The organism is Enterobacter cloacae complex sp. SHL012 (genome assembly GCF_049237505.1).
Lineage (GTDB): Bacteria > Pseudomonadota > Gammaproteobacteria > Enterobacterales > Enterobacteriaceae > Enterobacter > Enterobacter kobei.
In genome coordinates this window covers 224,380-249,270 of record NZ_JBMKIZ010000004.1, presented here as the reverse complement: position 1 = coordinate 249,270, position 24,891 = coordinate 224,380, and the positions used below count along the sequence as shown (strand labels likewise).

The window sequence follows — 24,891 nt, the reverse complement described above, 5'->3', positions numbered from 1 at the left end:
GCAAGGTAAAATTGATACGGCACTGCCGTTGGAGAATGTTATGACCGATTTAACTGCAAGCAGCCTGCGCGCGTTGAAACTGATGGACCTGACTACCCTGAACGATGACGACACCAATGAGAAAGTCATCGCCCTGTGCCATCAGGCGAAAACGCCAGTGGGTAACACCGCAGCCATCTGTATCTACCCGCGCTTTATTCCGATTGCCCGCAAAACGCTGAAAGAGCAGGGCACGCCGGATGTGCACATTGCAACCGTAACTAACTTCCCGCACGGCAACGACGATATCGAGATTGCGCTGGCAGAAACCCGCGCGGCCATTGCTTACGGTGCAGACGAAGTTGACGTGGTATTCCCGTACCGCGCGCTGATCGCCGGTAACGAGCAGGTTGGCTTCGACCTGGTGAAAGCCTGTAAAGACGCGTGCGCGGCGGCAAACGTGCTGCTGAAAGTGATCATCGAAACCGGCGAGCTGAAAGAAGAAGCGCTTATTCGTAAAGCGTCTGAAATCTCCATCAAAGCCGGTGCGGATTTCATTAAAACCTCTACCGGTAAAGTACCGGTGAATGCGACCCCGGAAAGCGCGCGCATCATGATGGAAGTTATTCGCGATATGGGCGTGTCCAAAACCGTTGGTTTCAAACCTGCGGGCGGCGTGCGTACTGCCGAAGACGCGCAGCAGTTTCTGGCGATTGCCGACGAGCTGTTCGGCGCCGACTGGGCCGATTCCCGTCACTACCGCTTCGGTGCGTCCAGCCTGCTGGCAAGCCTGCTGAAAGCGCTGGGTCATGGCGACGGTAAGAGCGCAAGCAGCTACTGATTGCCAGACAATGCCGGATGACGCTTTGCTTATCCGGCCTACAGGGTCGTAGGGCGGGTAAGCGTAGCGCCACCCGCCACAATTCCCCCGATTCCGCATGGAGGTTACCGTGTTTCTCGCACAAGAAATTATTCGTAAAAAACGTGATGGTCATGCATTAAGCGACGAAGAGATCCGCTTCTTTATCAATGGCATTCGTGATAACACCGTCTCTGAAGGGCAGATTGCGGCTCTGGCGATGACCATTTTCTTCCACGATATGTCGATGCCCGAGCGCGTGTCGCTGACCATGGCGATGCGAGATTCAGGAACCGTTCTGGACTGGAAAAGCCTTAACCTTAACGGCCCGATTGTGGACAAACACTCCACCGGCGGTGTGGGTGACGTGACCTCCCTGATGCTGGGCCCTATGGTGGCCGCCTGTGGCGGTTACATCCCGATGATTTCCGGGCGGGGTCTGGGCCACACCGGCGGTACGCTCGACAAACTGGAAGCCATTCCGGGCTTCGATATCTTCCCGGATGACAACCGCTTCCGCGACATTATTAAAGACGTGGGTGTGGCAATTATCGGCCAGACCAGCTCTCTTGCCCCGGCAGACAAGCGTTTCTACGCGACCCGCGACATCACCGCCACCGTTGACTCCATTCCGTTGATCACCGCCTCTATTCTGGCGAAAAAGCTGGCAGAAGGGCTGGACGCGCTGGTGATGGACGTGAAGGTGGGCAGCGGTGCCTTTATGCCGACCTATGAACTTTCTGCCCAGCTCGCCGAAGCGATCGTTGGCGTCTCCAACGGCGCAGGCGTGCGCACCACCGCGCTGCTCACTGACATGAACCAGGTACTGGCCTCCAGCGCCGGTAACGCGGTCGAAGTGCGTGAAGCCGTCCAGTTCCTGACGGGGGAATACCGCAACCCGCGCCTGTTCGACGTGACCATGGCGCTGTGTGTAGAGATGCTGATCTCCGGCAAGCTGGCGAAAGACGAGGCGGAAGCCCGCGCGAAACTGCAGGCCGTGCTGGACAACGGCAAAGCGGCAGAGATCTTTGGCCGTATGGTCGCCGCACAAAAAGGACCGACCGACTTCGTTGAGAATTACGCCAAATACCTGCCAACCGCGACGCTCAGCAAAGCCGTATATGCCGACAGCGAGGGCTTTGTCTCAGCAATGGACACCCGTGCGCTGGGTATGGCGGTGGTCTCGATGGGCGGCGGTCGTCGTCAGGCGTCAGACACCATTGATTACAGCGTCGGCTTTACCGATATGGCCCGTCTGGGCGACAGCGTTGATGGCCAACGTCCGCTGGCGGTGATCCACGCCAAAGACGAAGCCAGCTGGCAGGACGCGGCGAAGGCGGTGAAAGCGGCCATTACGCTTGCTGATAAAGCGCCAGAAAGCTCACCTTCGGTCTATCGCCGTATCACCGAATAGCGGTATACTGATCTGATCGAATTTTTATGAAGCACTACGTACGGAGAACAATTATGAAACGTGCATTTATTATGGTGCTGGACTCATTCGGCATCGGCGCAACCGAAGATGCAGAACGTTTTGGTGACGTGGGTTCCGATACCATGGGTCACATCGCGGAAGCCTGTGCGAAAGGCGAAGCGGACAACGGTCGTAAAGGCCCTCTGACCCTGCCAAACCTGACCCGCCTCGGTCTGGTGAAAGCGCATGAAGGTTCTACCGGTAAAATCGCAGCCGGTATGGACGGCAACGCGGAAGTGGTGGGCGCCTACGCCTGGGCTCACGAGCTCTCTTCCGGTAAAGATACCCCGTCTGGCCACTGGGAAATCGCCGGTGTGCCGGTCCTGTTCGACTGGGGTTATTTCTCCGATCACGAGAACAGCTTCCCGCAGGAGCTGCTCGATAAGCTGGTGAAGCGTGCCAACCTGCCGGGCTACCTCGGTAACTGCCACTCTTCCGGCACCGTGATTCTGGACCAGCTTGGCGAAGAGCACATGAAAACCGGCAAGCCGATTTTCTACACCTCCGCTGACTCCGTTTTCCAGATTGCCTGCCACGAAGAGACGTTTGGCCTGGATAAACTCTACGAGCTGTGTGAAATCGCCCGCGAAGAGCTGACCGAAGGCGGCTACAACATTGGTCGCGTTATCGCCCGTCCGTTTATCGGCGATAAAGCAGGTAACTTCCAGCGTACCGGTAACCGTCACGACCTGGCCGTTGAGCCACCGGCCCCTACCGTGCTGCAGAAACTGGTCGACGAGAAAGACGGTCACGTGGTGTCCGTGGGTAAAATCGCAGACATCTACGCTAACTGCGGCATCACCAAAAAAGTGAAAGCCACCGGTCTGGATGCGCTGTTCGATGCCACCATCAAAGAGATGAAAGAAGCGGGCGATAAGACCATTGTCTTCACCAACTTCGTGGACTTCGACTCTTCCTGGGGGCACCGTCGTGACGTCGCGGGCTATGCTGCCGGTCTGGAACTGTTCGACCGCCGTCTGCCAGAGCTGATGGAGCTGGTGGGTGAAGATGACATTCTGATCCTGACTGCCGACCACGGCTGTGACCCAACCTGGACCGGTACCGACCACACCCGTGAGCACATTCCGGTGCTGGTGTACGGACCGAAAGTCAAACCAGGTTCACTGGGACACCGTGAAACCTTCGCAGACATCGGCCAGACCCTCGCGAAGTACTTTGGTACGTCCGACATGGAATATGGCAAGGCTATGTTCTGAGGTCATTGCCCGGTGGCGCTTCGCTTACCGGGCCTACGGTTTTGTAGGCCGGGTAAGGCGTAGCCGCCACCCGGCAAAAACAACAATGTAAAAGGAACTGAAGATGGCAACTCCTCACATTAACGCAGAAATGGGTGATTTCGCTGACGTCGTATTGATGCCGGGCGACCCGCTGCGTGCGAAGCACATTGCAGAAACTTTCCTCGAAGACGTGCGTGAAGTGAACAACGTGCGCGGCATGCTGGGTTTCACCGGTACCTATAAAGGCCGCAAAATCTCTGTGATGGGCCACGGTATGGGTATCCCATCCTGCTCTATCTACACCAAAGAGCTGATCACTGATTTCGGCGTGAAGAAAATCATCCGCGTGGGATCCTGCGGTGCGGTGCGCATGGATGTTAAGCTGCGTGATGTGGTTATCGGCATGGGCGCATGCACAGATTCTAAAGTGAACCGTATTCGCTTTAAGGATCATGACTTCGCGGCGATTGCGGACTTCGACATGGTGCGTAACGCGGTGGACGCGGCCAAAGTGCTGGGCGTTGATGCGCGCGTAGGCAACCTCTTCTCTGCCGATCTGTTCTACTCCCCGGACGGTGAAATGTTCGACGTGATGGAGAAGTACGGCATCCTCGGCGTGGAGATGGAAGCGGCGGGTATCTACGGCGTAGCGGCAGAATTCGGTGCGAAAGCACTCACCATCTGCACCGTCTCTGACCACATCCGTACCCACGAGCAGACGACCGCTGCTGAACGTCAGACCACCTTCAACGACATGATCAAAATCGCGCTGGAATCCGTTCTGCTGGGCGATAAAGAGTAATGTTGTGCTGCCGGGCGGCGAAAGCCGCCCGGTTTCTGTGACTTACAGGTACACCACGCTGATGGTGGCCTGACCATCAAACTCGGTATCTTCTGTCAGAGACAGTTTCTTCAGGTTTTCCACTGCCAGCGAAATGTTCAGCGGGAAAGAGACGCTGGTCACCGCCATCGGGGCCGTTTTGCCCGCAGAGGCGACGCTCATCAAGCCCAGATCCTTATTGGCGATAGTGCCACCATTGGCTTTTTGCCAGCGACTCATGCCCACACCAGCAGTGACTGCCGTACGAATCGGTTCAACCGTCGCCCCGTTTGCCGTCACTTCACCCGTGCTGGTATAGATGGAATAGGCACCGATATTCTTGCCATCGTGCGTTTTGCCAAGGCCAAAGGTCGTCATGCTGCCGCGCAGTTCGCCGCCGTTTGACGTGGCGTTCTGCACCTTCAGGTTTGAGTCGGTTCCGGTGCTGGCGTTCGAATCCGTACGGTTGTCGGCAATACTCCAGCCCACTTTGGTAGGGGTAGGGCAGGTGATAGTCAGCGTCAGACCCTTTTCACCTAACTGCGTGGTCTGGGTTTGCGAGAGATCGCCAACCTGAACGGTACCGAAGTCAATCACGCCATCGTTGCTGAGTTCCGGCGTACAGGAGTTGCTGGTCAGTGAGGCTTTCACTTTCAGCACTGCCGTATCTCCCGCATGAGCACAGGTCGCTGTCAGCGCCAGCGCAGCGGCAAGGAGACTCTTTTTCATGGTTATTCCTTAACATAGATATATCGTTAAAATAAATGGACGAATCCACGTGTTTTGCCTTTATTTTTCTTCTTTTCTCTTCACCCGAATAATCTATTCGGCGGTGAATGCGTTACTCTGTCGTTAATAGCTCCCAGGCGAGTGCGCTTTCCAGCTCGGTATTATCTGGAATGCCGCGCAGCTGATCGTCATTAATGACAGGTATAATTTTTATCGTCACACTCATTTGTTTGCCACGCACCGGCAGGCCATTTTGATATGCAAGGATGCCGTCATTATTCCTCAGAAAGACTTTTTCCTTGGGGGTTTCCGCAGAGGTGAACGAGACCCGGTCAGAGGTTCTGACCAGATTATAGTGATGACCATCGACCAGAATATTGCTGGCAACCAGCGCCAGTCGGCTCTTCTGACCAAACAGAACGCCCCCGTTGCTGCCGGACGTGGATTGCAGAAAAAGCGCCATCACCCTTGGCTGCGGGCAAAAAACCGCGGCGGTGACCTCTTTGCCCGGCATGCGGTTCCAGTTTTTACGCGAGGCGATAATGTCATCCTGTTTGAATCTGCCAAAGGAGACGTTCGGTTGCGACAGCGTAATTTGACACGCTTCGGCCACGACATAAGACGAAAAAAGTGATGCTGCACCGATGAGCACTGCGTTAACTATTTTCACTGGCAAACTCCTTCTGCTTTTTCGTAATAGGCGTCTTTATCTTTTTCGTCTTTCAGGGTGTAAGCGATCTGGCAGAGTTTGGTTAAATTGTCGTCCACCACATAAAGCGCAGGCGTATCCGACGCATCGGGAATAAATACGCTGCCGTTATCCATTACGCTGACAATATAGTTACCGTCCTGATCCACCACGCTCAGCCCTTTTTCCAGCCATGACCCGTTGACTCGCTTGACGTCCAGCATGACGCGACGCGTATTCAGCACGTTGAAATCGATCAGCGCAAAAGAGCCATACGCGGCGGAGACGGTCTGAATACCGTTTGATAAATCCATTCCCTGAGGTAACGAGCTGGCATTAATCACTATTTGCGATTTTTGCCATTCCCGAAGTCCGGGAACCACGGCCTGTCCCCAGCGATCTGTCCAGACGGTTCCATCGGGGGTGGTGATTTCAATACCGCTTTCCGGTTCGCTTAACCGGGCGATGCCGAATGTCTCTTTTACCGGATAGGGCGAAAACGTCATGCCATGACGATGCAGCGCTACGCCACCGTTTAAGGATGCGCTGTAGTTATGCTGATTGCCGTCATTCAGGCCAGCGGATAAACCGAGCTGCGTATAGTGAAGATTGGTGGTGATATTGCCGTTAAAGGCGTTACTCTTATCCTGATTATCGCGGTCTGCAGAGACGTTGTAGTTAAGGTTTTGACCGATAGAGCCGCTTTCCTGAACGCCATAATTTTGTTTTTCCCCCTGAGCGCGCATGTAGGTACTGACGCGATCCTCGCCAAAAGGAACGATCAGGCTGACATAAAAGAGATCGTCATCGCGGCTGGTGCTGCTCTGGTTCTGGGTATCACTATTGCTCATGGCATGCTGCCAGTTTACGGACAGCGAGGTACGCCCGAGACTTTTACTCCAGGAAGCCATCAGATAGCGTGAATCACCGCTGTTTTCATCACCGGAATTCACGCTGTATTGCATTGAGATCGCGCCAATGTACTCATTGTTCCAGGTGAGGCTGGCGTTCCAGTTATTTTCGTAGGTCTGCGCCTCTTCATCCATGGCTTCCGTGAGTTCGCGGAAGCCGCCACTGAACTGGGACGCGCTTACCCCCATCGTCAGCTGGGCGGGCAGTAAGATATTGCTGCTAAGTTCAGCCTTGCTGCCTTTCAGTCGATCGTAAAAGTGGGACTGGCTCAGTAAAAAGCTCGGTGAGATCGCCCAGTTTTCGTTGATGGAAACGTCGAGTTTGGCACCGGTAGCCTGATATTTTTCTGCCAGTACGCCGGCGGCTACGGCGGACATGCGCGTGTTCAGCATCGTTCCGTCAGAGAGCGTAAATACCCAGGGCGTACTTGACTCATCCCCGCTGTCGCGAACCCGTCCGAGAGAGAGGTTTAACCCTTCGGCACGGTTACTTCCCTGTATATTGAGGGCGGAAGAGGGAACGGTAAATTGGGTTGTCGAACCGTCCGTTTCCACCACGCTGACGTCAAGATCGACATTTCCGCGCACCAGGGGCACGTCCGTCAGGGAGAAAGGGCCTGCGTTGACCAGGGAAGAGTAGATCAGCTGTCCCGACTGGCGAACCTCTACGCGGGCCTGATTCGTCCGGGCAATTCCCGACACCTCAGTGGCCTGGATATTAGGCTGAAGGCCGGTTTCAGGCATCAGCTGCACGCCGGTGATTTGCGCGCCGCTAAACAGGGCCGAATTGACGTTGATCTGCCCAACCTGCGCCCGCATTTTCCGCTCTTCAAAAACGTGTTCAGCGTATGTGTACAGGTTCTCTGTGCTGCGAGTCCCGTTGTCATCCGTCAAAATGAAATTGCTGCGCAGCGTCCAGTTCGCAAGGTTAATGCCTGCCCCCAAATTTCCCTGGGCATAACGGCTGCTCCCGCCCGAGCCGTACTCGTTAATGTTACTGAAGGCGCTATAGTTGATTAAGCCCGCAACACCGCCGTGCGAGTAATATTTCGCGGCATAAAATCCAGTGTCCATTGCCTCTGCGGGAACGAAAATCTCCAGTGATTCGGTATTCGGTAGAAGCGTTACCGTCGCGGAAGGGTAATCTTTCAGCAGGTTATGACATTTCTCTTTTTCGCCGATATTCAATGGCAGTAGGCCAGCTGCACGGGTGAAGTCATCATCAATGCAAAGCTGCCCCTCTTCTCCAACCCGAATGGCCAGGCTCCCCTTCTCAACGCCGTTAATTTTGACCTGCACGGCATGCTGGCCGGGCAGGTAGCGTTGTGCATCAGAGAAGTAATGGGCGAGATTAGTACTGATTCCCCGCGAGGCCAGTATATCGGTATTGAAATCCAGATCGGATGCATACAGCGCCGACGACGGCAGAAAAGCGACCGCCACTGCTGTTCGACGCATCGTGTTTTGCAAAGCGCGCGGTATCACTAAAAATTCCCTGTGATATCAGCGTGTAAGCGCGGCAGTGTACTTGTCCACTTCAATCCCGTAGCGACTGGCAGGGTTGAACTCGACGGCATTATCGCCGCTACCGATCGGGGTATTTGTCTGCACCTTCATGGTCTCACCCGGCAGGATAAAGGTTTTATTAACCACTCCCTCGGTGTGGGAAGGCAGTAGCGTCACTGATGTGGAAAAACGTACAACGTACGGCGAGGTATTACGGACCTGAACCTCTTTCTCTTGTACGGACCAGGTCAGTAATTTCCATGCATCCGTGACAACAGGAAGATTTTTAGGATGGATCAACACCGGTAAATCCTGACGAAGATTGATACCGACTTTAACGTTTTTATCTTTGGTTTTAGGCGGAATGCCTTCAAAAATCACGCGTTTATAATGTTCAACGGTCAGCGGTTCTTTGGTTTCAAGAATAAAGCGCACCTGCTGTTCCTGGCCTGGCTCAAGGCGTACAACCGGCTGAGTGACGTTGAGCTTGACCCCATTCTCCCCCTCGATGTCGTTAATGGAGGTATAAAGCAGGGTGGGGATGGAGTCCGTGTTTTTCACACTCATGACACCGCCGTGGTTGGCTTCATCAATCATCAGCAGTGTGGTTTCTGGCACCATGCCTGCAGCATAGACTGTCGCTGGAAGGGTGAGAAAAAGAGCGCAGACCAAAGGAGAAATTTTCACAATTCTTTCCATGAATATTGATATTGAACAATGGGTTAAAACTCCCCGCCTGAGCGGGGAGTTTGGCGTCGTGAATGCGGGTTACAGATAAACCAGCGTGATTGTGGACTGACCGTCCAGGTCGGTCCTGTCAGTCAGGGTCAGATTTTTGCTTGGCGCAATCGCCAGCGCGATCTTCAGAGGGAAGGCCGCCGTCGTGAAGGCCAGCGGAGCGCGTTCGCCGGTTTTGGCAACGGTCATGACGTCGGTACCATCGTTAGTGAGGATGCCGGTGGCCCACAGGTTGATCCAGCTTCTGCTGCTGATGGTACCGCCGGTATACATCGCTGCGGCGATAGGCTGAACGGTTGCACCGTCAGCAGTGACCGCGTTCATGTAAGTTGAAACTGAATAGGCACCGATACTTTCGCCAGCGCTGGTTTTTCCGACACCGTTGAGCTGGTAATCGCCGTATGCCTGTGCGCCGCTTGCGGTAGCGTTATCCACATGGAACTCGCTTGACGTTTTATGTGCGCCCGCGTTTGAGTCTTTGCGGTCATCTTTGATTGTCCAGCCGACGCGGGTCGCAGACTGACATGTGATGGTCAGAGTGACATCTTTATGCCCAGCCTGATAAGCCACACCGGAGGAGAGTGAGTCCAGACCCACTTCGCCAAAATCGGCCACGCCGCCGTTGCTAATTTCAGGAACGCAGCCTGCGCTGGTCAGCGTACCGTGAACTTTTAACATTGCAGTAGGTTCGGCATAAACTGCTGTCGCCGCCATCATCATAACGGTGGCGAGAAGGCACTTTTTCATTGTTATTCCTTAACCATAGAAAGAGATAATTCGGATATTTTTAATTTAAATGAATCTTGCCAAAAGATAATTTCTGGCATAAGAGTCGCGGCCGATTCTATTAACGAATCAACGCATTAAATAGTTAGATTTTCTTACGACAGTATTGAGATTTTATAATGTCGATTAAACATTTCTGAACGTATGTTTTATGCAGAAACGGCGGAAATATCCGCCGTTGAGTCACGCGTTTTTATCTGTTAGAGATAAACCAGAGTGATGGTGGTTTCGCCGCTCAGCTGCGCTTCGTCTGTGGTGGTCAGACGGTCAGTGTTAACAATGGCCAGAGAGACTTTGAACGGGTAGACAACGCTGGTGATGGCCAGCGGTGCGGTATAACCTGGTCTGGTAGCGGTCATGATCTCGGCGTTACCGTTGGCAATCACACCGGTGGCCAGGTTACGCCACATATATTCGCCTTTGCTGTTGAGGAAGTTTGGCGCAAAGATCGCCTGAGCAGGCACGCCGTTAGCGGTGATCTCATTGATACGGGTACTGATTGCATAGGCGCCAATTTTATCGCCAGCAGCGGTGGTACCTACGCCGTAGGTGGTACCTGAACCGTAAACGTCACCACCATTGTCTGTGGCGTCACGAATGTAAAACTCGCTGGAGTTCAGGTAGGTCGCCGCATTGGAATCTTCTTTGTTATCAGCAATACTCCATGCCACTTTAGTCGCTGACGGGCAATTGATCGTCAGAGACATATCTTTATGACCCATCTGGTTGGTCTGGGTTGGAGAAAGCTGGTCCAGCGCGATTGTACCAAAATCAATCGATCCGCCGTTACTGAGTTCCGGCGTACAGGATGCATGGTTCATCTTGCCCTGAACCTTCATGACGATGCTGCCTTCGGCGAATGCAGCCGAAGAGGTCATCGCAATCAGCGTTGCGAGAAGAAGCTTTTTCATTGTTATTCCTTAACCATTAATAAAATAAATGTATAAATTTCCGTGAAGTCATTAACTTGCTGAAATGCAAGCGCAGGGATTCTATTAATGGTTATTGTTATTTCTGTAATGAGTATTTCTAATCTCTGAATTGAGTTTTATTAAAATGTGTAAATACATTCACGGTTGTATTTACACATTCCGGCAGGATAAGAACGGAGGAAGCTATTTTCTCTTCTTAACCGGGGGCGAGAATTATTTTATCGCCTGAGCGATCCACGCCGACAATTCCCGAAGTTCCCGCTCTTGTTCCGGATAATGTTCAAGCAACCCGTCGCACACATGTTGCAGCATATCGGGACGGTATACACAGCCCTGCAGGCGTGACGCCAACGCTTCCAGCGGTGCCGGGTTAAGACTATCCGTAAAAATTTGTGTGCGGGTAATATGACCTTTCTCCACGTCAAAGTGCAGCTCCACGCCGCCCCAGGTAAAACGTTCATCCAGCAGATGTGAAAACGCCGGTGCCTGGCCGAAGTTCCACTCCCAACTGCTCTGGCGGGCAAAGGTTTCAGCGAAGTTGGGCAGGTCAGGCGTTTTATCAGGCGAAATCACTTCCGCCTCCACACGCTCGCCGTAGTGCGCAAAGAAGGCCTCACGGATCGCGTCGCAAATCTGCTCGTGAGTAATACCCGGCAGAAGCTCCACCAGATTCGCCACGCGGCCGCGTACGGAGGTAATGCCCTTTGCCTGTAACTTTTTCTTGTCAGGATTGAGGTAGTTAGCCAGCCGGCTGAGATCGGCATTCAGCAGCAGAGTGCCGTGGTGGAACCCGCGATCCATTGTTTCGCGATAGGCTGAGCCGGAGACCTTCCGGTCGCCCTCGGGGGTCTTGACGACCAGATCGTTCCGGCCTGACGCTTCTGCGGTTACGCCGAGCGCATTCAGCGCGTTCAGCACAATCGACGTAGAGATGCTTTTGTCGTATTCCGGCTTGCCTGCCATAAAGGTAAAGCAAGTGTTGCCCAGATCGTGAAACACGGCTCCACCGCCGCTGCTGCGGCGCGCCAGGCGGACGTGGTCCTCTTCCATGCGGCGGGTGTTGCACTCTTTCCACGGGTTTTGCGCGCGGCCAATCACCACCGTGTCGGCATTGCGCCAGAGAAACAGTACGCGCTGGGTGGCGGGCATCTGGCGGAAGATGCACTCTTCCACCGCGAGATTAAACCAGGGATCGTAAGAGTCAGAGATAAGCAGGCGTAACGTCGTCATGGCAGAGTTCCTTTTCCATATCCTCCGCCTACTTTATCACTATTCTTTCTTCTCGCTCTCTTCGTCTTCCGGAACCGACTTGCTGGCGGTCAGCAGGAACGGCGACTGTTGCCATCGGGTGCGCTTACCCTGCAGCAGCGTGCGCGCCAGCACCACGCCAATCGCCAGTGAGAGCAATAACATCAGGCGCAGAATATTGGTGGTGTTATCCACCTGTTTGGCTTCGGTCGGCAGGGTGTGAGTGTCGAGCGTCAGGCGCAGATAGCCCAGCGGGCCATTTTTTCCCTGAACAGGTTCGACGAGCTGCTGGTTGAAATAGCCTCCGGCTTTTTTGCCGTCCAGCGCCAGCCTGTCGCGCACGTCGACGTGCTCACCGGCGCGGGCAATCAGGTCGCCTTTTTCATCGTACACGCCCGCATCGAGAATGCGGCTGTTTTCCGTAAGCTGACGCAGGATCTGGCCAATGCGTTTATCGTCCGGCGTCTCGGTGCGCATATAGGGGGCGACGTTAAGGGTCACCTGACGCGCCAGCGTGCGGGCCAGCTCTTCAAACTGCGGGTTACGCTGCCGCTGATGATTCTGGCTAAACCACGATGCCCCTTGCATCAATGCCACTAACAGTGCGAGACAGGAAAGGACAATCACGGCGCGATGAAGCCGGAATTTCAGTTTTGCGCGAGCCATATTCCACCTGCTGAAAATTTAGGGCTTAATGTTGCCAGAAGTGATGGTTACAGGGTAGCCTCATGCGTTATTTTCCCTCTGGAACCTTCCGGCGCGAACGAAATTACAGGAGCTTTGATGCCGAACATTACCTGGTGTGACCTGCCAACGGATGTCTCTTTATGGCCAGGATTGCCGCTCTCGTTAAGTGGCGATGAGGTGATGCCTCTGGATTACCACGCTGGCCGTAGCGGCTGGCTGCTGTATGGACGCGGCCTGGATAAGCAACGCCTGACCCAGTATCAAACCAAACTGGGTGCGGCAATGGTCATCGTCGCCGCCTGGTGCGTAGAAGATTACCAGGTTATCCGCCTGGCGGGTTCTCTGACGCAGCGTGCCACGCGTCTGGCGCATGACGCAGGGCTGGACGTTGCCCCGCTCGGTAAAATTCCGCACCTGAAAACGCCGGGTCTGCTGGTCATGGACATGGACTCCACCGCTATTCAGATCGAGTGTATTGACGAGATTGCTAAACTGGCAGGCAGCGGTGAGCTGGTGGCGGAAGTCACTGAACGTGCGATGCGCGGCGAGCTGGATTTCACCGCCAGCCTGAGACAGCGCGTGGCGACCCTGAAAGGGGCCGATGCTAACATCCTGCGCCAGGTGCGTGATGTGCTGCCGCTTATGCCAGGACTGACGCAACTGGTGCTGAAGCTGCAGTCCCTTGGCTGGAAGGTGGCGATTGCCTCCGGTGGCTTCACCTTCTTCGCGGATTATCTGCGCGAGAAACTGCATTTGACCACCGTGGTGGCCAACGAACTGGAAATTATGGACGGCAAGCTGACCGGACAGGTGATTGGCGACATCGTGGATGCGCAGTACAAAGCTAACACCCTGACCCGTCTGGCCGAAAAATATGAAATCCCGGTGGTCCAGACCGTCGCCATCGGGGACGGCGCGAACGACCTGCCGATGATCAAAGCTGCTGGTCTTGGCATTGCCTACCATGCCAAGCCAAAAGTGAACGAAAAGACGGAAGTGACTATCCGTCATGCTGACCTGATGGGGGTGTTCTGCATCCTTTCTGGCAGCCTTAATCAGAAATAACGGTCTGCTTTGTAGGCCGGGTAAGCGTAAGCGCTACCCGGCACGCAGTCCGCACAGAAATAACGAGGTACACCGTGGCGAAAGCTCCAAAACGCGCATTTGTCTGTAATGAATGTGGTGCGGATTATCCGCGCTGGCAGGGGCAATGCAGCGCCTGTCATGCCTGGAACACCATCACCGAAGTGCGTGGTGTGGCGGCTTCGCCGAGTGTGGCCCGCAATGAACGCCTGAGCGGCTATGCGGGCAATGCAGGCGTGTCGAAGGTGCAAAAGCTTTCAGACATCAGCCTGGAAGCGTTACCGCGCTTCTCCACCGGGTTCAAAGAGTTTGACCGCGTGCTCGGCGGCGGCGTGGTGCCGGGCAGTGCGATTCTGATCGGCGGTAACCCCGGGGCGGGTAAATCGACCCTGCTGCTGCAAACGCTTTGCAAGCTCGCCGAGCAGATGAAAACCCTGTACGTCACGGGGGAAGAATCACTCCAGCAGGTGGCGATGCGTGCGCACCGCCTGGGCCTGCCAACCGGCAACCTGAATATGCTGTCGGAAACCAGCATTGAGCAGATCTGCATGATCGCCGAAGAAGAGCAGCCGAAGCTGATGGTGATCGACTCCATTCAGGTGATGCACATGGCGGACATTCAGTCCTCGCCGGGCAGCGTGGCGCAGGTGCGCGAAACCGCGGCCTACCTGACACGCTTCGCCAAAACGCGCGGCGTGGCGATTGTGATGGTCGGCCATGTGACGAAAGACGGTTCCCTGGCCGGGCCAAAAGTGCTCGAACACTGTATCGACTGCTCGGTGATGCTCGACGGCGACGCGGATTCCCGCTTCCGCACCCTGCGCAGCCATAAAAACCGTTTCGGCGCGGTGAATGAATTAGGTGTTTTTGCCATGACGGAGCAGGGGCTGCGTGAGGTCAGCAACCCGTCGGCCATCTTCCTGAGCCGTGGCGACGAAGTCACCTCCGGCAGTTCGGTCATGGTGCTGTGGGAAGGAACGCGCCCGCTGCTGGTTGAAATCCAGGCGCTGGTGGATCACTCGATGATGGGCAACCCGCGTCGCGTGGCGGTGGGTCTGGAACAGAACCGTCTGGCGATCCTGCTGGCGGTGCTGCACCGTCACGGTGGTCTGCAGATGGCGGATCAGGACGTCTTCGTGAACGTGGTGGGCGGGGTGAAGGTCTCGGAAACCAGCGCGGACCTGGCGTTGCTGCTGGCGATGGTCTCCAGCCTGCGCGACAGGCCGCTGCCGCAGGATCTGGTGGTGTTTGGCGAGGTTGGCCTGGCAGGAGAGATCCGACCGGTGCCGAGCGGCCAGGAGCGTATCTCCGAAGCGGCAAAACACGGCTTCCGCCGCGCGATTGTGCCCGCGGCTAACGTGCCGAAAAAAATCCCCGAAGGGATGCAGGTTTTTGGCGTTAAGAAACTCGCAGATGCGTTAAATGTCTTTGACGACTTATAATTACGTATTCGATTTTGCAGGAGGCACCGTAATTTATGTCATCATTTGACTACATCAAAACCGCAATCCGCCAGAAAGGCTGCACGTTGCAGCAGGTGGCGGACGCCAGCGGTATGACCAAAGGCTATTTAAGCCAGCTGCTGAACGCCAAAATCAAAAGCCCCAGCGCGCAGAAGCTCGAAGCGCTGCACCGTTTCCTGGGACTTGAATTTCCCCGTATGCAAAAGAACATCGGCGTGGTGTTTGGCAAGTTTTACCCGCTGCATACTGGTCACATCTACCTGATTCAGCGCGCCTGTAGCCAGGTGGACGAGCTGCACATCATTATGGGGTACGATGAAACCCGTGACCGCCAGCTGTTCGAGGACAGCGCCATGTCGCAGCAGCCGACGGTGCCTGACCGCCTGCGCTGGCTGCTCCAGACCTTTAAGTACCAGAAAAACATTCGCATTCATGCTTTTAACGAAGAGGGCATGGAGCCCTATCCGCACGGCTGGGACGTGTGGAGCAACGGCATCAAAGCGTTTATGGAAGAGAAGGGCATTGCGCCTAACTGGATCTACACCTCTGAAGAGTCCGACGCGCCGCAGTTCCGCGAGCATCTGGGCATCGAGACGGTGCTGATCGATCCGAAACGGACCTTCATGAACATCAGCGGGGCGCAGATCCGCGAAAACCCGTTCCGCTACTGGGATTATATCCCGACCGAGGTAAAGCCCTTCTTTGTACGTACCGTTGCGATCCTGGGCGGTGAGTCGAGCGGAAAATCCACTCTCGTTAATAAGCTGGCGAATATCTTCAACACGACCAGTGCGTGGGAATATGGCCGCGATTACGTTTTCTCGCACCTCGGCGGTGACGAGATGGCGCTACAGTATTCCGACTACGATAAAATCGCGCTCGGACACGCCCAGTACATTGATTTTGCGGTCAAATATGCCAACAAAGTGGCGTTTATTGATACCGATTTCGTCACCACGCAGGCGTTCTGTAAAAAGTACGAAGGGCGCGAGCACCCGTTCGTGCAGGCGCTGATTGACGAATACCGCTTTGACCTGGTGATCCTGCTGGAAAACAACACGCCATGGGTCGCTGATGGCATGCGCAGTCTCGGCAGCTCCGTAGACAGGCGCGAGTTCCAGTCCATGCTGGTGGAGATGCTCAACGAAAACAACGTTGAGTTTGTGCATGTTGAAGAGTCGGACTACGACTCCCGTTTCCTGCGCTGCGTCGAGCTGGTGAAGGAGATGATGGGGGAGCAGGGGTAAGCTTTAACCACCCTCTCCCTGTGGGAGAGGGCATCAGCTCCCTCAGAACGCAACCACCACTTTCCCCCGCATATGTCCCTCCAGCACTTTGCGGTGCGCCTCGGTAATGCTTTCCACGCTCAATCCGTGAAGCGTTTCGCTGAGCGAGCTTTCCACCACGCCGTTGTCCACCAGCTTTGCAACCTCGTTTAAGATCTCGCCCTGACGCGCCATATCAGCGGTCTGGTACATGCTGCGGGTGTACATAAACTCCCAGTGCAGGGCGGCGGATTTCGATTTCAGCTTATCCTGGTTCAGCGGATGCGCGTTCTCAACGATGGAGCAGATGTGCCCCTGCGGTGCGATCAGTTCGCTGACGGCATCCCAGTGGCCGTCGGTGTCATTGAGGATGAAAATGTAATCCACATAAGTGATACCCTGTTTTGCCAGCTCACCTTTCAGGTCGCGGTAGTTCACGACCCGATCCGCACCGCGCTCGCGGCACCACCGGGCGGAATCTTCTCTTGATGCTGTCGCGATGATGTTCACCTTGCTGTTGTGCTTTGCAAACGGGATCGCCAGCGAGCCCACGCCGCCCGCGCCGCCAATAATCAACAGCGTTTTATCCGCGTCCGCATCCTGAATGTTCAGCCGTTCGAACAACCCTTCCCAGGCGGTCAGCGCGGTCAACGGCAATGCGGCTGCTGCCGCCCAGCCAAGGCTGGCAGGTTTGTGCCCGACAATACGCGCATCGATCAGCTGATGGGTGGTATTGCTGCCCGGACGAGTGATATCCCCCGCGTACCACACTTCGTCACCGGGTTTAAATCCCGTAACGGCCGCGCCCACGGCTGTTACGATACCGCTGGCATCCCACCCGAGAATGCGCGGCTCGTTCAGCCCGTTTTTGACAATGCCTGCATGCACCTTGGTGTCGACCGGGTTAACAGACACGGCTTTCACTTCGACAAGCAGATCGTTCTCGCCGGGCTGCGGCATCGGCGGGGCGATTTCAATGAACGTGCCGGGATTCGCAGGATTAACGGCAATGGCTTTAACTGACATGGATGGACTCCTCAATGGCATGCGTTTTATTGAGGCTAGTCTATTAAGTGGTCAGCTGCATGATAAGATGGACAATCAAGAACGAAGTGTTCTCACAGGATGAACAATCATGTTTAAACAGCTTCAGGATATGGCGCTGTTTGCGCTGGTGGCGGAGATGGGTAGCTTTACTGCTGCGGCACAGAAGGCTGAACTGCCAAAATCCAGCGTCAGCCAGCGAATAAGCCAGCTGGAGCAGCAGGTAGGAATACGCCTGCTCAACCGCACGACGCGCAGAATCAGCCTGACTTTTGCAGGCGAGCATTATCTGGTGCACTGTCGCGAAATGCTGGCGGCCAGCGAGCGGGCGGAGTATGCCATTCAGCGGCTACGCGAAAACCCGAGCGGGCGGCTGCGCATCACCTGCCCGGCGGGGATTGGTGCGACGCTGCTGGCGCATATGAATGCCGAATTCCAGCTTCGCTATCCTGACGTGTCGCTGGACGTGTCGATCTCTGATGATGTGGTGGATCTGGTCGAGTCCGGCTTTGACGTGGCGCTGCGTACCGGTAAGCCGCAGGACTCCTCCCTGATTGGCCGGATGATCGGACATTGTCCGCGCTATATGCTGGCTTCACCCGACTATCTGGTGCGTCGGGAGCCGTTAATCCATCCCCGCCAGCTGGTGGAGCACCGCTGCATTACCCACAAAGCCTGGTCTGAGTGGCTGCTGCGAAGCGAGAGTGAGGATTACCGCTACCTGCCGGATAACGCCCACATGACGGATAACCTGGTGTACGCCCGTGAATGTGCGATTGCTGGCGCCGGGGTCACGCTGTTACCCGCCTTTCTTCTGGAAGATAAGATTGAGACAGGGGCGCTGGTAAAGGTGCTGCCGGAGTGGAACGTCGAGGGGAATGATTTGTGGCTGGCTTATCCGAGCCGCAAGCTGAACTCGCCTGCACTGATGAGCTATATCGACTTTGCGATACAGTTTGACGAGGTGAAGCGGTATTACGTGGACAAATAAAAAAGCCGGGTGGCGCTGACGCTTACCCGGCCTACGAACTGTGCGGCCTGATGCCCTCACCCTGGCCCTCTCCCACGGGGAGAGGGAACAAATACTAAAAACGGCAACCGAAGTTGCCGTTTTGCTTTTATTTCGCAATACGCTTGTACTTAATACGCTTCGGCTCCAGCGCGTCAGCGCCCAGCGTGCGTTTCTTGTACTCTTCGTATTCGGTGAAGTTACCTTCAAAGAACTCCACTTTCCCTTCATCCTGGTAGTCCAGAATGTGGGTCGCGATACGGTCAAGGAACCAACGGTCGTGCGAGATAACCATCGCGCAGCCCGGGAACTCCAGCAGGGCGTTTTCCAGCGCGCGCAGGGTTTCGATGTCCAGGTCGTTGGTCGGTTCATCGAGCAGCAGTACGTTACCGCCAACCTGCAGCAGCTTCGCCAGGTGCAGACGACCACGCTCACCGCCGGACAGCTCGCCCACGCGTTTGCCCTGGTCGGTGCCTTTGAAGTTGAAGCGGCCAACGTAAGCGCGGCTTGGCATCTCGGTGTTGCCGATACGCATAATATCCAGACCGCCGGACACTTCTTCCCACACGGTTTTGCTGTTATCCATCGCGTCACGGAACTGGTCAACGGACGCCAGCTTCACGGTTTCACCCAGGGTGATAGAGCCGCTGTCAGGCTGCTCCTGACCGGACATCATGCGGAACAGCGTCGATTTACCCGCGCCGTTCGGACCGATGATCCCGACGATAGCCCCTTTTGGTACGGAGAAGGTCAGATCGTCAATCAGCAGGCGATCGCCGTATGACTTACGCAGATTGGTGACTTCAACCACTTTATCCCCCAGACGTGCTCCAGGCGGAATAAACAGTTCGTTGGTCTCGTTACGTTTCTGGTATTCGGTGTTGTTCAGCTCTTCAAAGCGTGCCAGACGGGCTTTGCCCTTAGACTGACGGCCTTTAGCGCCCTGACGAACCCACTCCAGCTCTTTCTCGATAGACTTACGACGCGCGGCTTCCTGAGAAGCTTCCTGCGCCAGACGCTGATCTTTCTGCTCCAGCCAGGAGGAGTAGTTACCTTCCCATGGAATACCTTCACCACGGTCCAGCTCCAGGATCCAGCCTGCGACGTTGTCGAGGAAGTAACGGTCGTGGGTAATTGCCACCACGGTGCCTTCGAAGTCGTGCAGGAAGCGTTCCAGCCACGCCACGGATTCCGCATCCAGGTGGTTGGTGGGTTCGTCAAGCAGCAGCATGTCTGGTTTTTCCAGCAGCAGGCGGCACAGCGCTACGCGGCGGCGCTCACCCCCGGAAAGATTGGCGATTTTCGCATCCCAGTCCGGCAGGCGCAGGGCATCGGCCGCGCGCTCCAGCTGCACGTTCAGGTTATGACCGTCGTGCGCCTGGATAATCTCTTCAAACTTGCCCTGCTGAGCGGCCAGCTTGTCGAAGTCTGCATCCGGCTCGGCGTATTTGGCATACACTTCATCCAGACCTTTCAGGGCGTTAACCACTTCGGAAACCGCTTCTTCAACGGATTCACGAACGGTGTGTTCCGGGTTCAGCTGAGGTTCCTGCGGCAGGTAGCCGATCTTGATGCCAGGCTGCGGACGGGCTTCACCTTCGATGTCTGTATCGATGCCGGCCATGATGCGCAGCAGGGTGGACTTACCGGCACCGTTGAGACCCAGAACACCAATTTTTGCGCCCGGGAAGAAGCTCAGCGAGATATTTTTAAGAATATGACGTTTCGGCGGGACAACTTTGCCGACACGATGCATGGTATAAACGAATTGAGCCACGTTGGACTTCGCCTCTTTTATCGTAATGAGAAGGAATTTCAGCCTCGAAGTGTAGCCTTTTTCACGCCCTAATCCCAGCCAGGAACGTCGGGAGTGTTAAAACGCGCAAGAAAGGTAAAAAAGTGTCCATAACGTGGCGCGTTGCAGGATGCCTGGTTAGCATAAGTTGGTGTGACTTTGACGTGGCAAGACGCTGCAATTGACGAAAAAACAATGAGGAAGAGCTTGTGGAAAAAGCCAAACAGGTGGTCTGGCGTCTGCTGGCTGCCAGCGTATGCGTAATGGCGGTAAGCCAGGCGGTGCATGCCGATTCACTGGATGAACAACGTAATCGCTACGCCCAGATTAAACAGGCGTGGGACAATAAGCAGATGGATACCGTGCAGGCGCTGATGCCGACGCTGAAGGATTATCCGCTGTATCCGTATCTGGAGTATCGCCAGATCACTGACGATCTCATGAACCAGCCGACCGTCACTGTGAATAATTTCATTCAGGCGAACCCGACCCTGCCGCCTGCGCGAACCCTGCAATCTCGTTTTGTGAATGAACTGGCGCGTCGCGAAGACTGGCGCGGGCTGCTGGCGTTTAGCCCCGATAAGCCGAATACCACCGAAGCGCAGTGTAACTACTACTATGCGAAATGGGCGACCGGACAGCAGGAAGAGGCCTGGGCCGGGGCGAAGGATCTTTGGCTGACCGGCAAAAGCCAGCCGAATGCCTGTGATTCGCTGTTTGGCGCGTGGCGAGCCTCCGGCAAACAGGATCCGCTGGCCTATCTTGAGCGTATTCGCCTGGCGATGAAAGCCGGCAACACGCGCCTGGTGACCGCGCTGGCGGGGCAGATGCCTTCCGATTATCAGACGATCTCTACGGCCGTTATCGCGCTGGCAAACGATCCGAACAGCGTCCTGACCTTTGCCCGCAGCACGGGCGCGACCGACTTTACCCGTCAGATGGCGGCGGTGGCTTTTGCCAGCGTGGCGCGCGACGATGTGGAAAACGCCCGGCTGATGATCCCGCAGCTGGTGCAGGCGCAGCAGCTGAATGACGATCAAACCCAGGAGCTGCGTGACATCGTGGCGTGGCGACTGATGGGCACGGATGTGACCGACGAACAGGCACGCTGGCGAGATGATGCCATTATGCGTTCGAACTCCACGTCGCTGGTGGAGCGCCGCGTGCGCATGGCGCTGGGCACCGGCGATCGCCGGGGGCTGAATACCTGGCTCGCACGTTTGCCGATGGACGCCAAAGAGAAAGATGAATGGCGCTACTGGCAGGCCGATCTGCTGATGGAGCGCGGTCGTGATGATGAAGCCAAAGAGATCCTCCACGGCCTGATGCAGCAGCGCGGCTTCTACCCGATGGTGGCCGCGCAGCGCCTGGGCGAGGAGTATACCTTCCGCATTGATAAAGCACCCGCGAATGCGAACCCGGCGCTGACGCAGGGGCCAGAGATGGCGCGCGTGCGCGAGCTGATGTACTGGAATATGGACAATACCGCGCGCAGCGAGTGGGCGAATCTGGTAACCAGTCGCACCACCGACGAGAAAGCCCAGCTTGCCCGCTATGCGTTTGATAACCACTGGTGGGATCTGAGCGTGCAGGCGACGATCGCCGGTAAGCTTTGGGATCATCTTGAAGAGCGTTTCCCGCTGGCGTACAACGATCTTTTCGAACGCTACACCAGCGGCAAAGATATCCCGCAAAGTTACGCGATGGCGATTGCCCGTCAGGAGAGTGCCTGGAATCCGAAAGTCCGCTCCCCGGTGGGGGCCAGCGGTCTGATGCAAATTATGCCGGGAACGGCGACCCATACGGTGAAGATGTTTAACATTCCCGGGTACAGTAGCCCCTCACAGCTTCTCGATCCGGATACCAACATCAACATCGGTACCAGCTATCTGCAGTATGTTTATCAGCAGTTTGGCAATAACCGCATTTTCTCGTCGGCGGCGTATAACGCGGGGCCGGGGCGCGTGCGTACCTGGCTCGGCAACAGCGCCGGACGCATCGATGCCGTGGCGTTTGTGGAGAGCATTCCGTTCTCAGAAACGCGCGGTTATGTGAAGAACGTGCTGGCGTACGATGCTTACTATCGCTACTTCATGGGGCAGAAAGATACCCTGATGAGCGATGCCGAGTGGCAGAGACGTTACTGATCGGCGTGGGTTGTGTTATGCTGTACTCGCTAATGAGTACAAGAGGCAGCATAACATGACCCAGCATTCCCCGTATTCCTCGGCAATGGCCGAACAGCGTCACCAGGAGTGGCTTCGTTTTGTGGAGCTGCTTCGCCAGTCTTACGATCAGGATTTGCACTTACCTCTTATGCAGCTGATGCTGACCCCAGACGAGCGTGAAGCGCTGGGCACGCGCGTGCGGATCATTGAAGAGCTACTGCGCGGTGAGATGAGCCAGCGTGAGCTGAAAAATGAGCTGGGCGCGGGCATCGCGACGATCACCCGCGGCTCGAACAGCCTGAAGTCTGCGCCGGTCGAGCTGCGCCAGTGGCTGGAAGCGGTGTTGTTGAAAAATACCTAACGATAAATCGCGTTATGGAACGGGCTTAACGCCAAAATCACCGCCTGGTGGTAAACGCCTGAACGCGTGAGCTTGCCCGCAGTAAAGACGCCAATCGCCCCTTCTTTGCGCCCAATCTCATCAATGCCGGTGTACTGTGACATCACCGGCCCGAGCGCTTCGCCTTCGCGCACTTTGTTCAGAATGATCTCTGGCAGCGGCAGGGTGGCAGAACGCGCTTCACCGCGCTGCTCTCGGCTTTCTATCACTACCCAGCTAAAGGTGGCACCTTCGTCGATCCCGGCTTCAATGGCGACCCAGAAGTCCGCCTTTGGGGCCGCGGCTTTAGCATTTGCCACGCGATTTCGTGCGCCAGCGCGCGTTTCCTCGCTGCCAAACGGCTGTTCAGGTACGCCACTCTCGACGCCGATGGCTTCGATATGGCAGGATCCTTCGCCGAAAATCTCTTCAAAAGCCTTTAGAATTGCCTGAATTTTGGCAGGATTGGTGGTAGCAGAGACAACATGGTGCATAATTAAGCTCGATTCAAAAAAAACTCATCGCAGTATAACGGAAAAAAAGCATGTTACAGGTATACCTTGTTCGCCACGGTGAGACGCAGTGGAACGCCGAGCGACGTATTCAAGGCCAGTCAGACAGTCCTCTCACTGAGAAGGGGATCCAGCAAGCGTGGCAGGTGGCAGAGCGTGCCAGGACGCTGGGCATTACCCACGTGATCACCAGCGATTTAGGTCGCACGCAGCAGACAGCGCGCATCATCGCAGATGCCTGCGGCTGTGACGTGATGCTTGAGCCGCGTCTGCGCGAGCTGGATATGGGCGTGCTGGAAAAACGCCATATCGATACGCTGACCGAAACGGAAGAGGGCTGGCGTCGTACGCTGGTCAACGGTACCGAAGATGGCCGCATCCCGGAGGGGGAATCCATGCAGGAGCTGAGCGTGCGTATGCATGCCGCACTGGCGGAATGTCTGAAGCTTCCGGCAGGTAGCCGTCCGCTGCTGGTGAGTCACGGTATTGCGCTGGGCTGCCTGGTGAGCACCATTCTGGGATTACCGGCTTATGCTGAACGTCGTCTGCGTCTGCGCAACTGCTCTATTTCCCGAATTGATTATCAGGAAAGTGCGTGGCTGGCGTCGGGTTGGGTCGTGGAGATGGCAGGGGACATTTCGCATCTCGATGCCCCTGCGCTTGATGAACTGCAGCGTTAACGACGTATCGGAATTAAGAATTCCATCCGCAGATTGATTGGGCCTTCTTCCGGTTTCGCATCCTGCGCCGGGTAGTAGCGCTCAATGTCCTGACCTTTACGGCGATTCAGATTCAGCATCGGCATGCAGGTCCCGTAAACGGTCAGGATGAACTCCTGAACGCCCGTTCCCAGTCCTTCATACGAGAACATCACGTATTCGCCGCCTTCCAGCACGACCGGTTTAGACCCCTGAATATAACCATTTGCCATCTCTGGCGTCAGCGCAGTGGTGTAGAACACCTCCTGCTCGTCGTCTTTTTCCTGGCTTGGGTGCGTTTCGTTGAGACCATAGAGGATCGGTGGGATCGCTGGCGCATGACTCAGGAAGTCGCGCCAGAACTGGACACGCATCTGATGACGGAACTCAGAAATCTGCTCAAGAGAACAGGAGTAGCTCTGGGTCGTACCGATCAGATGGGTTTCCGGCAGCGTGACAATTTCGTATTTCGGCATGGCGAACTCGCCCAGACGCAGCGGCGGGCGCATACCAAACGAGCTCCAGTCTGGCGAGCGGCGATAGAGCGCTGGCGTCAACGAGAACTGTTTTTTAAACGCACGGGTGAAGGTCTGCTGCGAATCAAAACGATACTGCAAGGCAATATCCAGAATGGGCCGCGCGGTCAGGCGCAATGCCACCGCAGACTTGGACAAACGACGTGCGCGAATATAGGCCCCGATAGCATGACCGGTGACATCCTTGAACATCCTTTGCAGATGCCACTTGGAATAGCCTGCTTTAGCCGCCACATTATCCAGTGACAAAGGCTGGTCGAGATGACCTTCCAGCCAGGTGAGCAGGTCGCGAATAATTCCAGCCTGATCCATATACTATCCTCATCCTTAAAACAGCAGGTGCC

Annotated in this window: 23 protein-coding genes; 11 read left to right on the top strand and 12 right to left on the bottom strand. The window is 55.7% G+C overall.

All coding sequences use genetic code 11. The features are described from left to right. Positions 1 to 40: 40 nt before the first annotated feature. From deoC to deoD, 4 genes are all read left to right on the top strand, one after another. Positions 41 to 820 carry a deoxyribose-phosphate aldolase gene (gene deoC / locus ACOTY9_RS15640; protein ID WP_348565790.1) on the top strand — a complete coding sequence of 260 codons (780 nt, stop codon included), beginning with the start codon at positions 41 to 43 and terminating at the stop codon, positions 818 to 820. Between the two features lie 109 nt (positions 821 to 929). Continuing rightward, positions 930 to 2,252: a thymidine phosphorylase gene (gene deoA / locus ACOTY9_RS15635; RefSeq protein ID WP_023332036.1), complete on the top strand. Its 1,323-nt coding sequence runs from the start codon at positions 930 to 932 to the stop codon at positions 2,250 to 2,252. 53 nt (positions 2,253 to 2,305) lie between these two features. After that, complete coding sequence (deoB, locus tag ACOTY9_RS15630) at positions 2,306 to 3,529, top strand: phosphopentomutase (RefSeq protein ID WP_014882457.1); 1,224 nt, start codon at positions 2,306 to 2,308, stop codon at positions 3,527 to 3,529. Between the two features lie 103 nt (positions 3,530 to 3,632). Then, a complete protein-coding gene (deoD, locus tag ACOTY9_RS15625; RefSeq protein WP_348565789.1) occupies positions 3,633 to 4,352 on the top strand; it encodes a purine-nucleoside phosphorylase in 720 nt (239 codons plus the stop codon). Between the two features lie 42 nt (positions 4,353 to 4,394). Here deoD and ACOTY9_RS15620 read toward each other — a convergent pair whose 3' ends face one another. The 8 genes from ACOTY9_RS15620 to ACOTY9_RS15585 form a co-directional block, all read right to left on the bottom strand. Next, complete coding sequence (locus tag ACOTY9_RS15620; RefSeq protein WP_023332037.1) at positions 4,395 to 5,099, bottom strand: DUF1120 domain-containing protein; 705 nt, start codon at positions 5,097 to 5,099, stop codon at positions 4,395 to 4,397. A gap of 112 nt (positions 5,100 to 5,211) precedes the next feature. Then, positions 5,212 to 5,769, bottom strand: a complete 558-nt coding sequence (locus tag ACOTY9_RS15615) for a hypothetical protein (RefSeq protein WP_179120508.1) — start codon at positions 5,767 to 5,769, stop codon at positions 5,212 to 5,214. Continuing rightward, positions 5,766 to 8,156, bottom strand: coding sequence for a fimbrial biogenesis usher protein (locus ACOTY9_RS15610; protein ID WP_232952325.1), 2,391 nt, complete (start codon positions 8,154 to 8,156; stop codon positions 5,766 to 5,768). Before ACOTY9_RS15610 ends, ACOTY9_RS15615 begins: the two co-directional genes overlap by 4 nt. Positions 8,157 to 8,201: 45 nt before the next feature. After that, complete coding sequence (locus ACOTY9_RS15605; RefSeq protein ID WP_023332040.1) at positions 8,202 to 8,903, bottom strand: fimbria/pilus chaperone family protein; 702 nt, start codon at positions 8,901 to 8,903, stop codon at positions 8,202 to 8,204. Positions 8,904 to 8,972: 69 nt separating this feature from the next. Beyond that, the gene (locus tag ACOTY9_RS15600) at positions 8,973 to 9,689 is read right to left on the bottom strand and encodes a DUF1120 domain-containing protein (RefSeq protein ID WP_014882463.1); all 717 of its coding nucleotides are present in this window, start codon (positions 9,687 to 9,689) and stop codon (positions 8,973 to 8,975) included. Positions 9,690 to 9,928: 239 nt separating this feature from the next. Then, the gene (locus tag ACOTY9_RS15595) at positions 9,929 to 10,639 is read right to left on the bottom strand and encodes a DUF1120 domain-containing protein (RefSeq protein WP_014882464.1); all 711 of its coding nucleotides are present in this window, start codon (positions 10,637 to 10,639) and stop codon (positions 9,929 to 9,931) included. A gap of 234 nt (positions 10,640 to 10,873) precedes the next feature. Continuing rightward, positions 10,874 to 11,890 carry a lipoate--protein ligase LplA gene (gene lplA / locus ACOTY9_RS15590; protein WP_032637539.1) on the bottom strand — a complete coding sequence of 339 codons (1,017 nt, stop codon included), beginning with the start codon at positions 11,888 to 11,890 and terminating at the stop codon, positions 10,874 to 10,876. A gap of 39 nt (positions 11,891 to 11,929) precedes the next feature. Beyond that, on the bottom strand, positions 11,930 to 12,574 hold the full coding sequence (locus tag ACOTY9_RS15585) for a YtjB family periplasmic protein (protein WP_014882466.1): 645 nt from the start codon (positions 12,572 to 12,574) through the stop codon (positions 11,930 to 11,932). Positions 12,575 to 12,691: 117 nt separating this feature from the next. Here ACOTY9_RS15585 and serB point away from each other — a divergent pair, with 117 nt between their 5' ends. The 3 genes from serB (at position 12,692) to nadR (ending at position 16,388) form a co-directional block, all read left to right on the top strand. After that, entirely contained in the window at positions 12,692 to 13,660 is a 969-nt protein-coding gene (serB, locus tag ACOTY9_RS15580; protein WP_008502066.1) for a phosphoserine phosphatase, read from the top strand. 74 nt (positions 13,661 to 13,734) lie between these two features. Then, positions 13,735 to 15,120, top strand: a complete 1,386-nt coding sequence (radA, locus tag ACOTY9_RS15575) for a DNA repair protein RadA (RefSeq protein ID WP_014882467.1) — start codon at positions 13,735 to 13,737, stop codon at positions 15,118 to 15,120. Between the two features lie 35 nt (positions 15,121 to 15,155). Then, positions 15,156 to 16,388 carry a multifunctional transcriptional regulator/nicotinamide-nucleotide adenylyltransferase/ribosylnicotinamide kinase NadR gene (gene nadR / locus ACOTY9_RS15570; RefSeq protein WP_006810194.1) on the top strand — a complete coding sequence of 411 codons (1,233 nt, stop codon included), beginning with the start codon at positions 15,156 to 15,158 and terminating at the stop codon, positions 16,386 to 16,388. A gap of 42 nt (positions 16,389 to 16,430) precedes the next feature. On the opposite strand, the gene ACOTY9_RS15565 is transcribed toward nadR, so the two are convergent. Beyond that, entirely contained in the window at positions 16,431 to 17,432 is a 1,002-nt protein-coding gene (locus ACOTY9_RS15565) for a zinc-binding alcohol dehydrogenase family protein (protein ID WP_045134343.1), read from the bottom strand. Between the two features lie 109 nt (positions 17,433 to 17,541). On the opposite strand from ACOTY9_RS15565, the gene ACOTY9_RS15560 reads away from it, so the two are divergent. Next, complete coding sequence (locus ACOTY9_RS15560; protein ID WP_045134342.1) at positions 17,542 to 18,441, top strand: LysR family transcriptional regulator; 900 nt, start codon at positions 17,542 to 17,544, stop codon at positions 18,439 to 18,441. Between the two features lie 127 nt (positions 18,442 to 18,568). Here ACOTY9_RS15560 and ettA read toward each other — a convergent pair whose 3' ends face one another. After that, entirely contained in the window at positions 18,569 to 20,236 is a 1,668-nt protein-coding gene (gene ettA, locus ACOTY9_RS15555) for an energy-dependent translational throttle protein EttA (RefSeq protein ID WP_014882470.1), read from the bottom strand. 227 nt (positions 20,237 to 20,463) lie between these two features. Between ettA and sltY the strand changes: the two genes are divergently transcribed. After that, the gene (gene sltY, locus ACOTY9_RS15550) at positions 20,464 to 22,401 is read left to right on the top strand and encodes a murein transglycosylase (RefSeq protein ID WP_023332044.1); all 1,938 of its coding nucleotides are present in this window, start codon (positions 20,464 to 20,466) and stop codon (positions 22,399 to 22,401) included. Between the two features lie 55 nt (positions 22,402 to 22,456). Beyond that, positions 22,457 to 22,783, top strand: coding sequence for a trp operon repressor (trpR, locus tag ACOTY9_RS15545; protein ID WP_014882472.1), 327 nt, complete (start codon positions 22,457 to 22,459; stop codon positions 22,781 to 22,783). On the opposite strand, the gene yjjX is transcribed toward trpR, so the two are convergent. Next, positions 22,780 to 23,295, bottom strand: a complete 516-nt coding sequence (yjjX, locus tag ACOTY9_RS15540; RefSeq protein WP_045134341.1) for an inosine/xanthosine triphosphatase — start codon at positions 23,293 to 23,295, stop codon at positions 22,780 to 22,782. The two genes, trpR and yjjX, sit on opposite strands and share 4 nt — an antisense overlap. A 50-nt stretch (positions 23,296 to 23,345) precedes the next feature. Between yjjX and gpmB the strand changes: the two genes are divergently transcribed. After that, on the top strand, positions 23,346 to 23,993 hold the full coding sequence (gpmB, locus tag ACOTY9_RS15535; protein ID WP_014882474.1) for a 2,3-diphosphoglycerate-dependent phosphoglycerate mutase GpmB: 648 nt from the start codon (positions 23,346 to 23,348) through the stop codon (positions 23,991 to 23,993). Here the strand turns inward: gpmB and robA are convergent. After that, entirely contained in the window at positions 23,990 to 24,859 is an 870-nt protein-coding gene (gene robA, locus ACOTY9_RS15530) for an MDR efflux pump AcrAB transcriptional activator RobA (RefSeq protein WP_023336739.1), read from the bottom strand. The genes gpmB and robA overlap by 4 nt on opposite strands. Positions 24,860 to 24,891 lie beyond the last annotated feature (32 nt).

What these genes read in the sequence shown, in the direction of transcription:
- deoC (WP_348565790.1), top strand. Translation starts at nt 41, where the DNA reads ATGACCGATTTAACTGCAAGCAGCCTGCGCGCGTTGAAACTGATGGAC.
- deoB (WP_014882457.1), top strand. Translation starts at nt 2,306, where the DNA reads ATGAAACGTGCATTTATTATGGTGCTGGACTCATTCGGCATCGGCGCA.
- deoD (WP_348565789.1), top strand. Translation starts at nt 3,633, where the DNA reads ATGGCAACTCCTCACATTAACGCAGAAATGGGTGATTTCGCTGACGTC.
- ACOTY9_RS15620 (WP_023332037.1), bottom strand. Translation starts at nt 5,099, where the DNA reads ATGAAAAAGAGTCTCCTTGCCGCTGCGCTGGCGCTGACAGCGACCTGT.
- ACOTY9_RS15610 (WP_232952325.1), bottom strand. Translation starts at nt 8,156, where the DNA reads ATGCGTCGAACAGCAGTGGCGGTCGCTTTTCTGCCGTCGTCGGCGCTG.
- ACOTY9_RS15605 (WP_023332040.1), bottom strand. Translation starts at nt 8,903, where the DNA reads ATGGAAAGAATTGTGAAAATTTCTCCTTTGGTCTGCGCTCTTTTTCTC.
- ACOTY9_RS15600 (WP_014882463.1), bottom strand. Translation starts at nt 9,689, where the DNA reads ATGAAAAAGTGCCTTCTCGCCACCGTTATGATGATGGCGGCGACAGCA.
- ACOTY9_RS15595 (WP_014882464.1), bottom strand. Translation starts at nt 10,639, where the DNA reads ATGAAAAAGCTTCTTCTCGCAACGCTGATTGCGATGACCTCTTCGGCT.
- lplA (WP_032637539.1), bottom strand. Translation starts at nt 11,890, where the DNA reads ATGACGACGTTACGCCTGCTTATCTCTGACTCTTACGATCCCTGGTTT.
- ACOTY9_RS15585 (WP_014882466.1), bottom strand. Translation starts at nt 12,574, where the DNA reads ATGGCTCGCGCAAAACTGAAATTCCGGCTTCATCGCGCCGTGATTGTC.
- serB (WP_008502066.1), top strand. Translation starts at nt 12,692, where the DNA reads ATGCCGAACATTACCTGGTGTGACCTGCCAACGGATGTCTCTTTATGG.
- nadR (WP_006810194.1), top strand. Translation starts at nt 15,156, where the DNA reads ATGTCATCATTTGACTACATCAAAACCGCAATCCGCCAGAAAGGCTGC.
- ACOTY9_RS15565 (WP_045134343.1), bottom strand. Translation starts at nt 17,432, where the DNA reads ATGTCAGTTAAAGCCATTGCCGTTAATCCTGCGAATCCCGGCACGTTC.
- ACOTY9_RS15560 (WP_045134342.1), top strand. Translation starts at nt 17,542, where the DNA reads ATGTTTAAACAGCTTCAGGATATGGCGCTGTTTGCGCTGGTGGCGGAG.
- trpR (WP_014882472.1), top strand. Translation starts at nt 22,457, where the DNA reads ATGACCCAGCATTCCCCGTATTCCTCGGCAATGGCCGAACAGCGTCAC.
- yjjX (WP_045134341.1), bottom strand. Translation starts at nt 23,295, where the DNA reads ATGCACCATGTTGTCTCTGCTACCACCAATCCTGCCAAAATTCAGGCA.
- gpmB (WP_014882474.1), top strand. Translation starts at nt 23,346, where the DNA reads ATGTTACAGGTATACCTTGTTCGCCACGGTGAGACGCAGTGGAACGCC.
- robA (WP_023336739.1), bottom strand. Translation starts at nt 24,859, where the DNA reads ATGGATCAGGCTGGAATTATTCGCGACCTGCTCACCTGGCTGGAAGGT.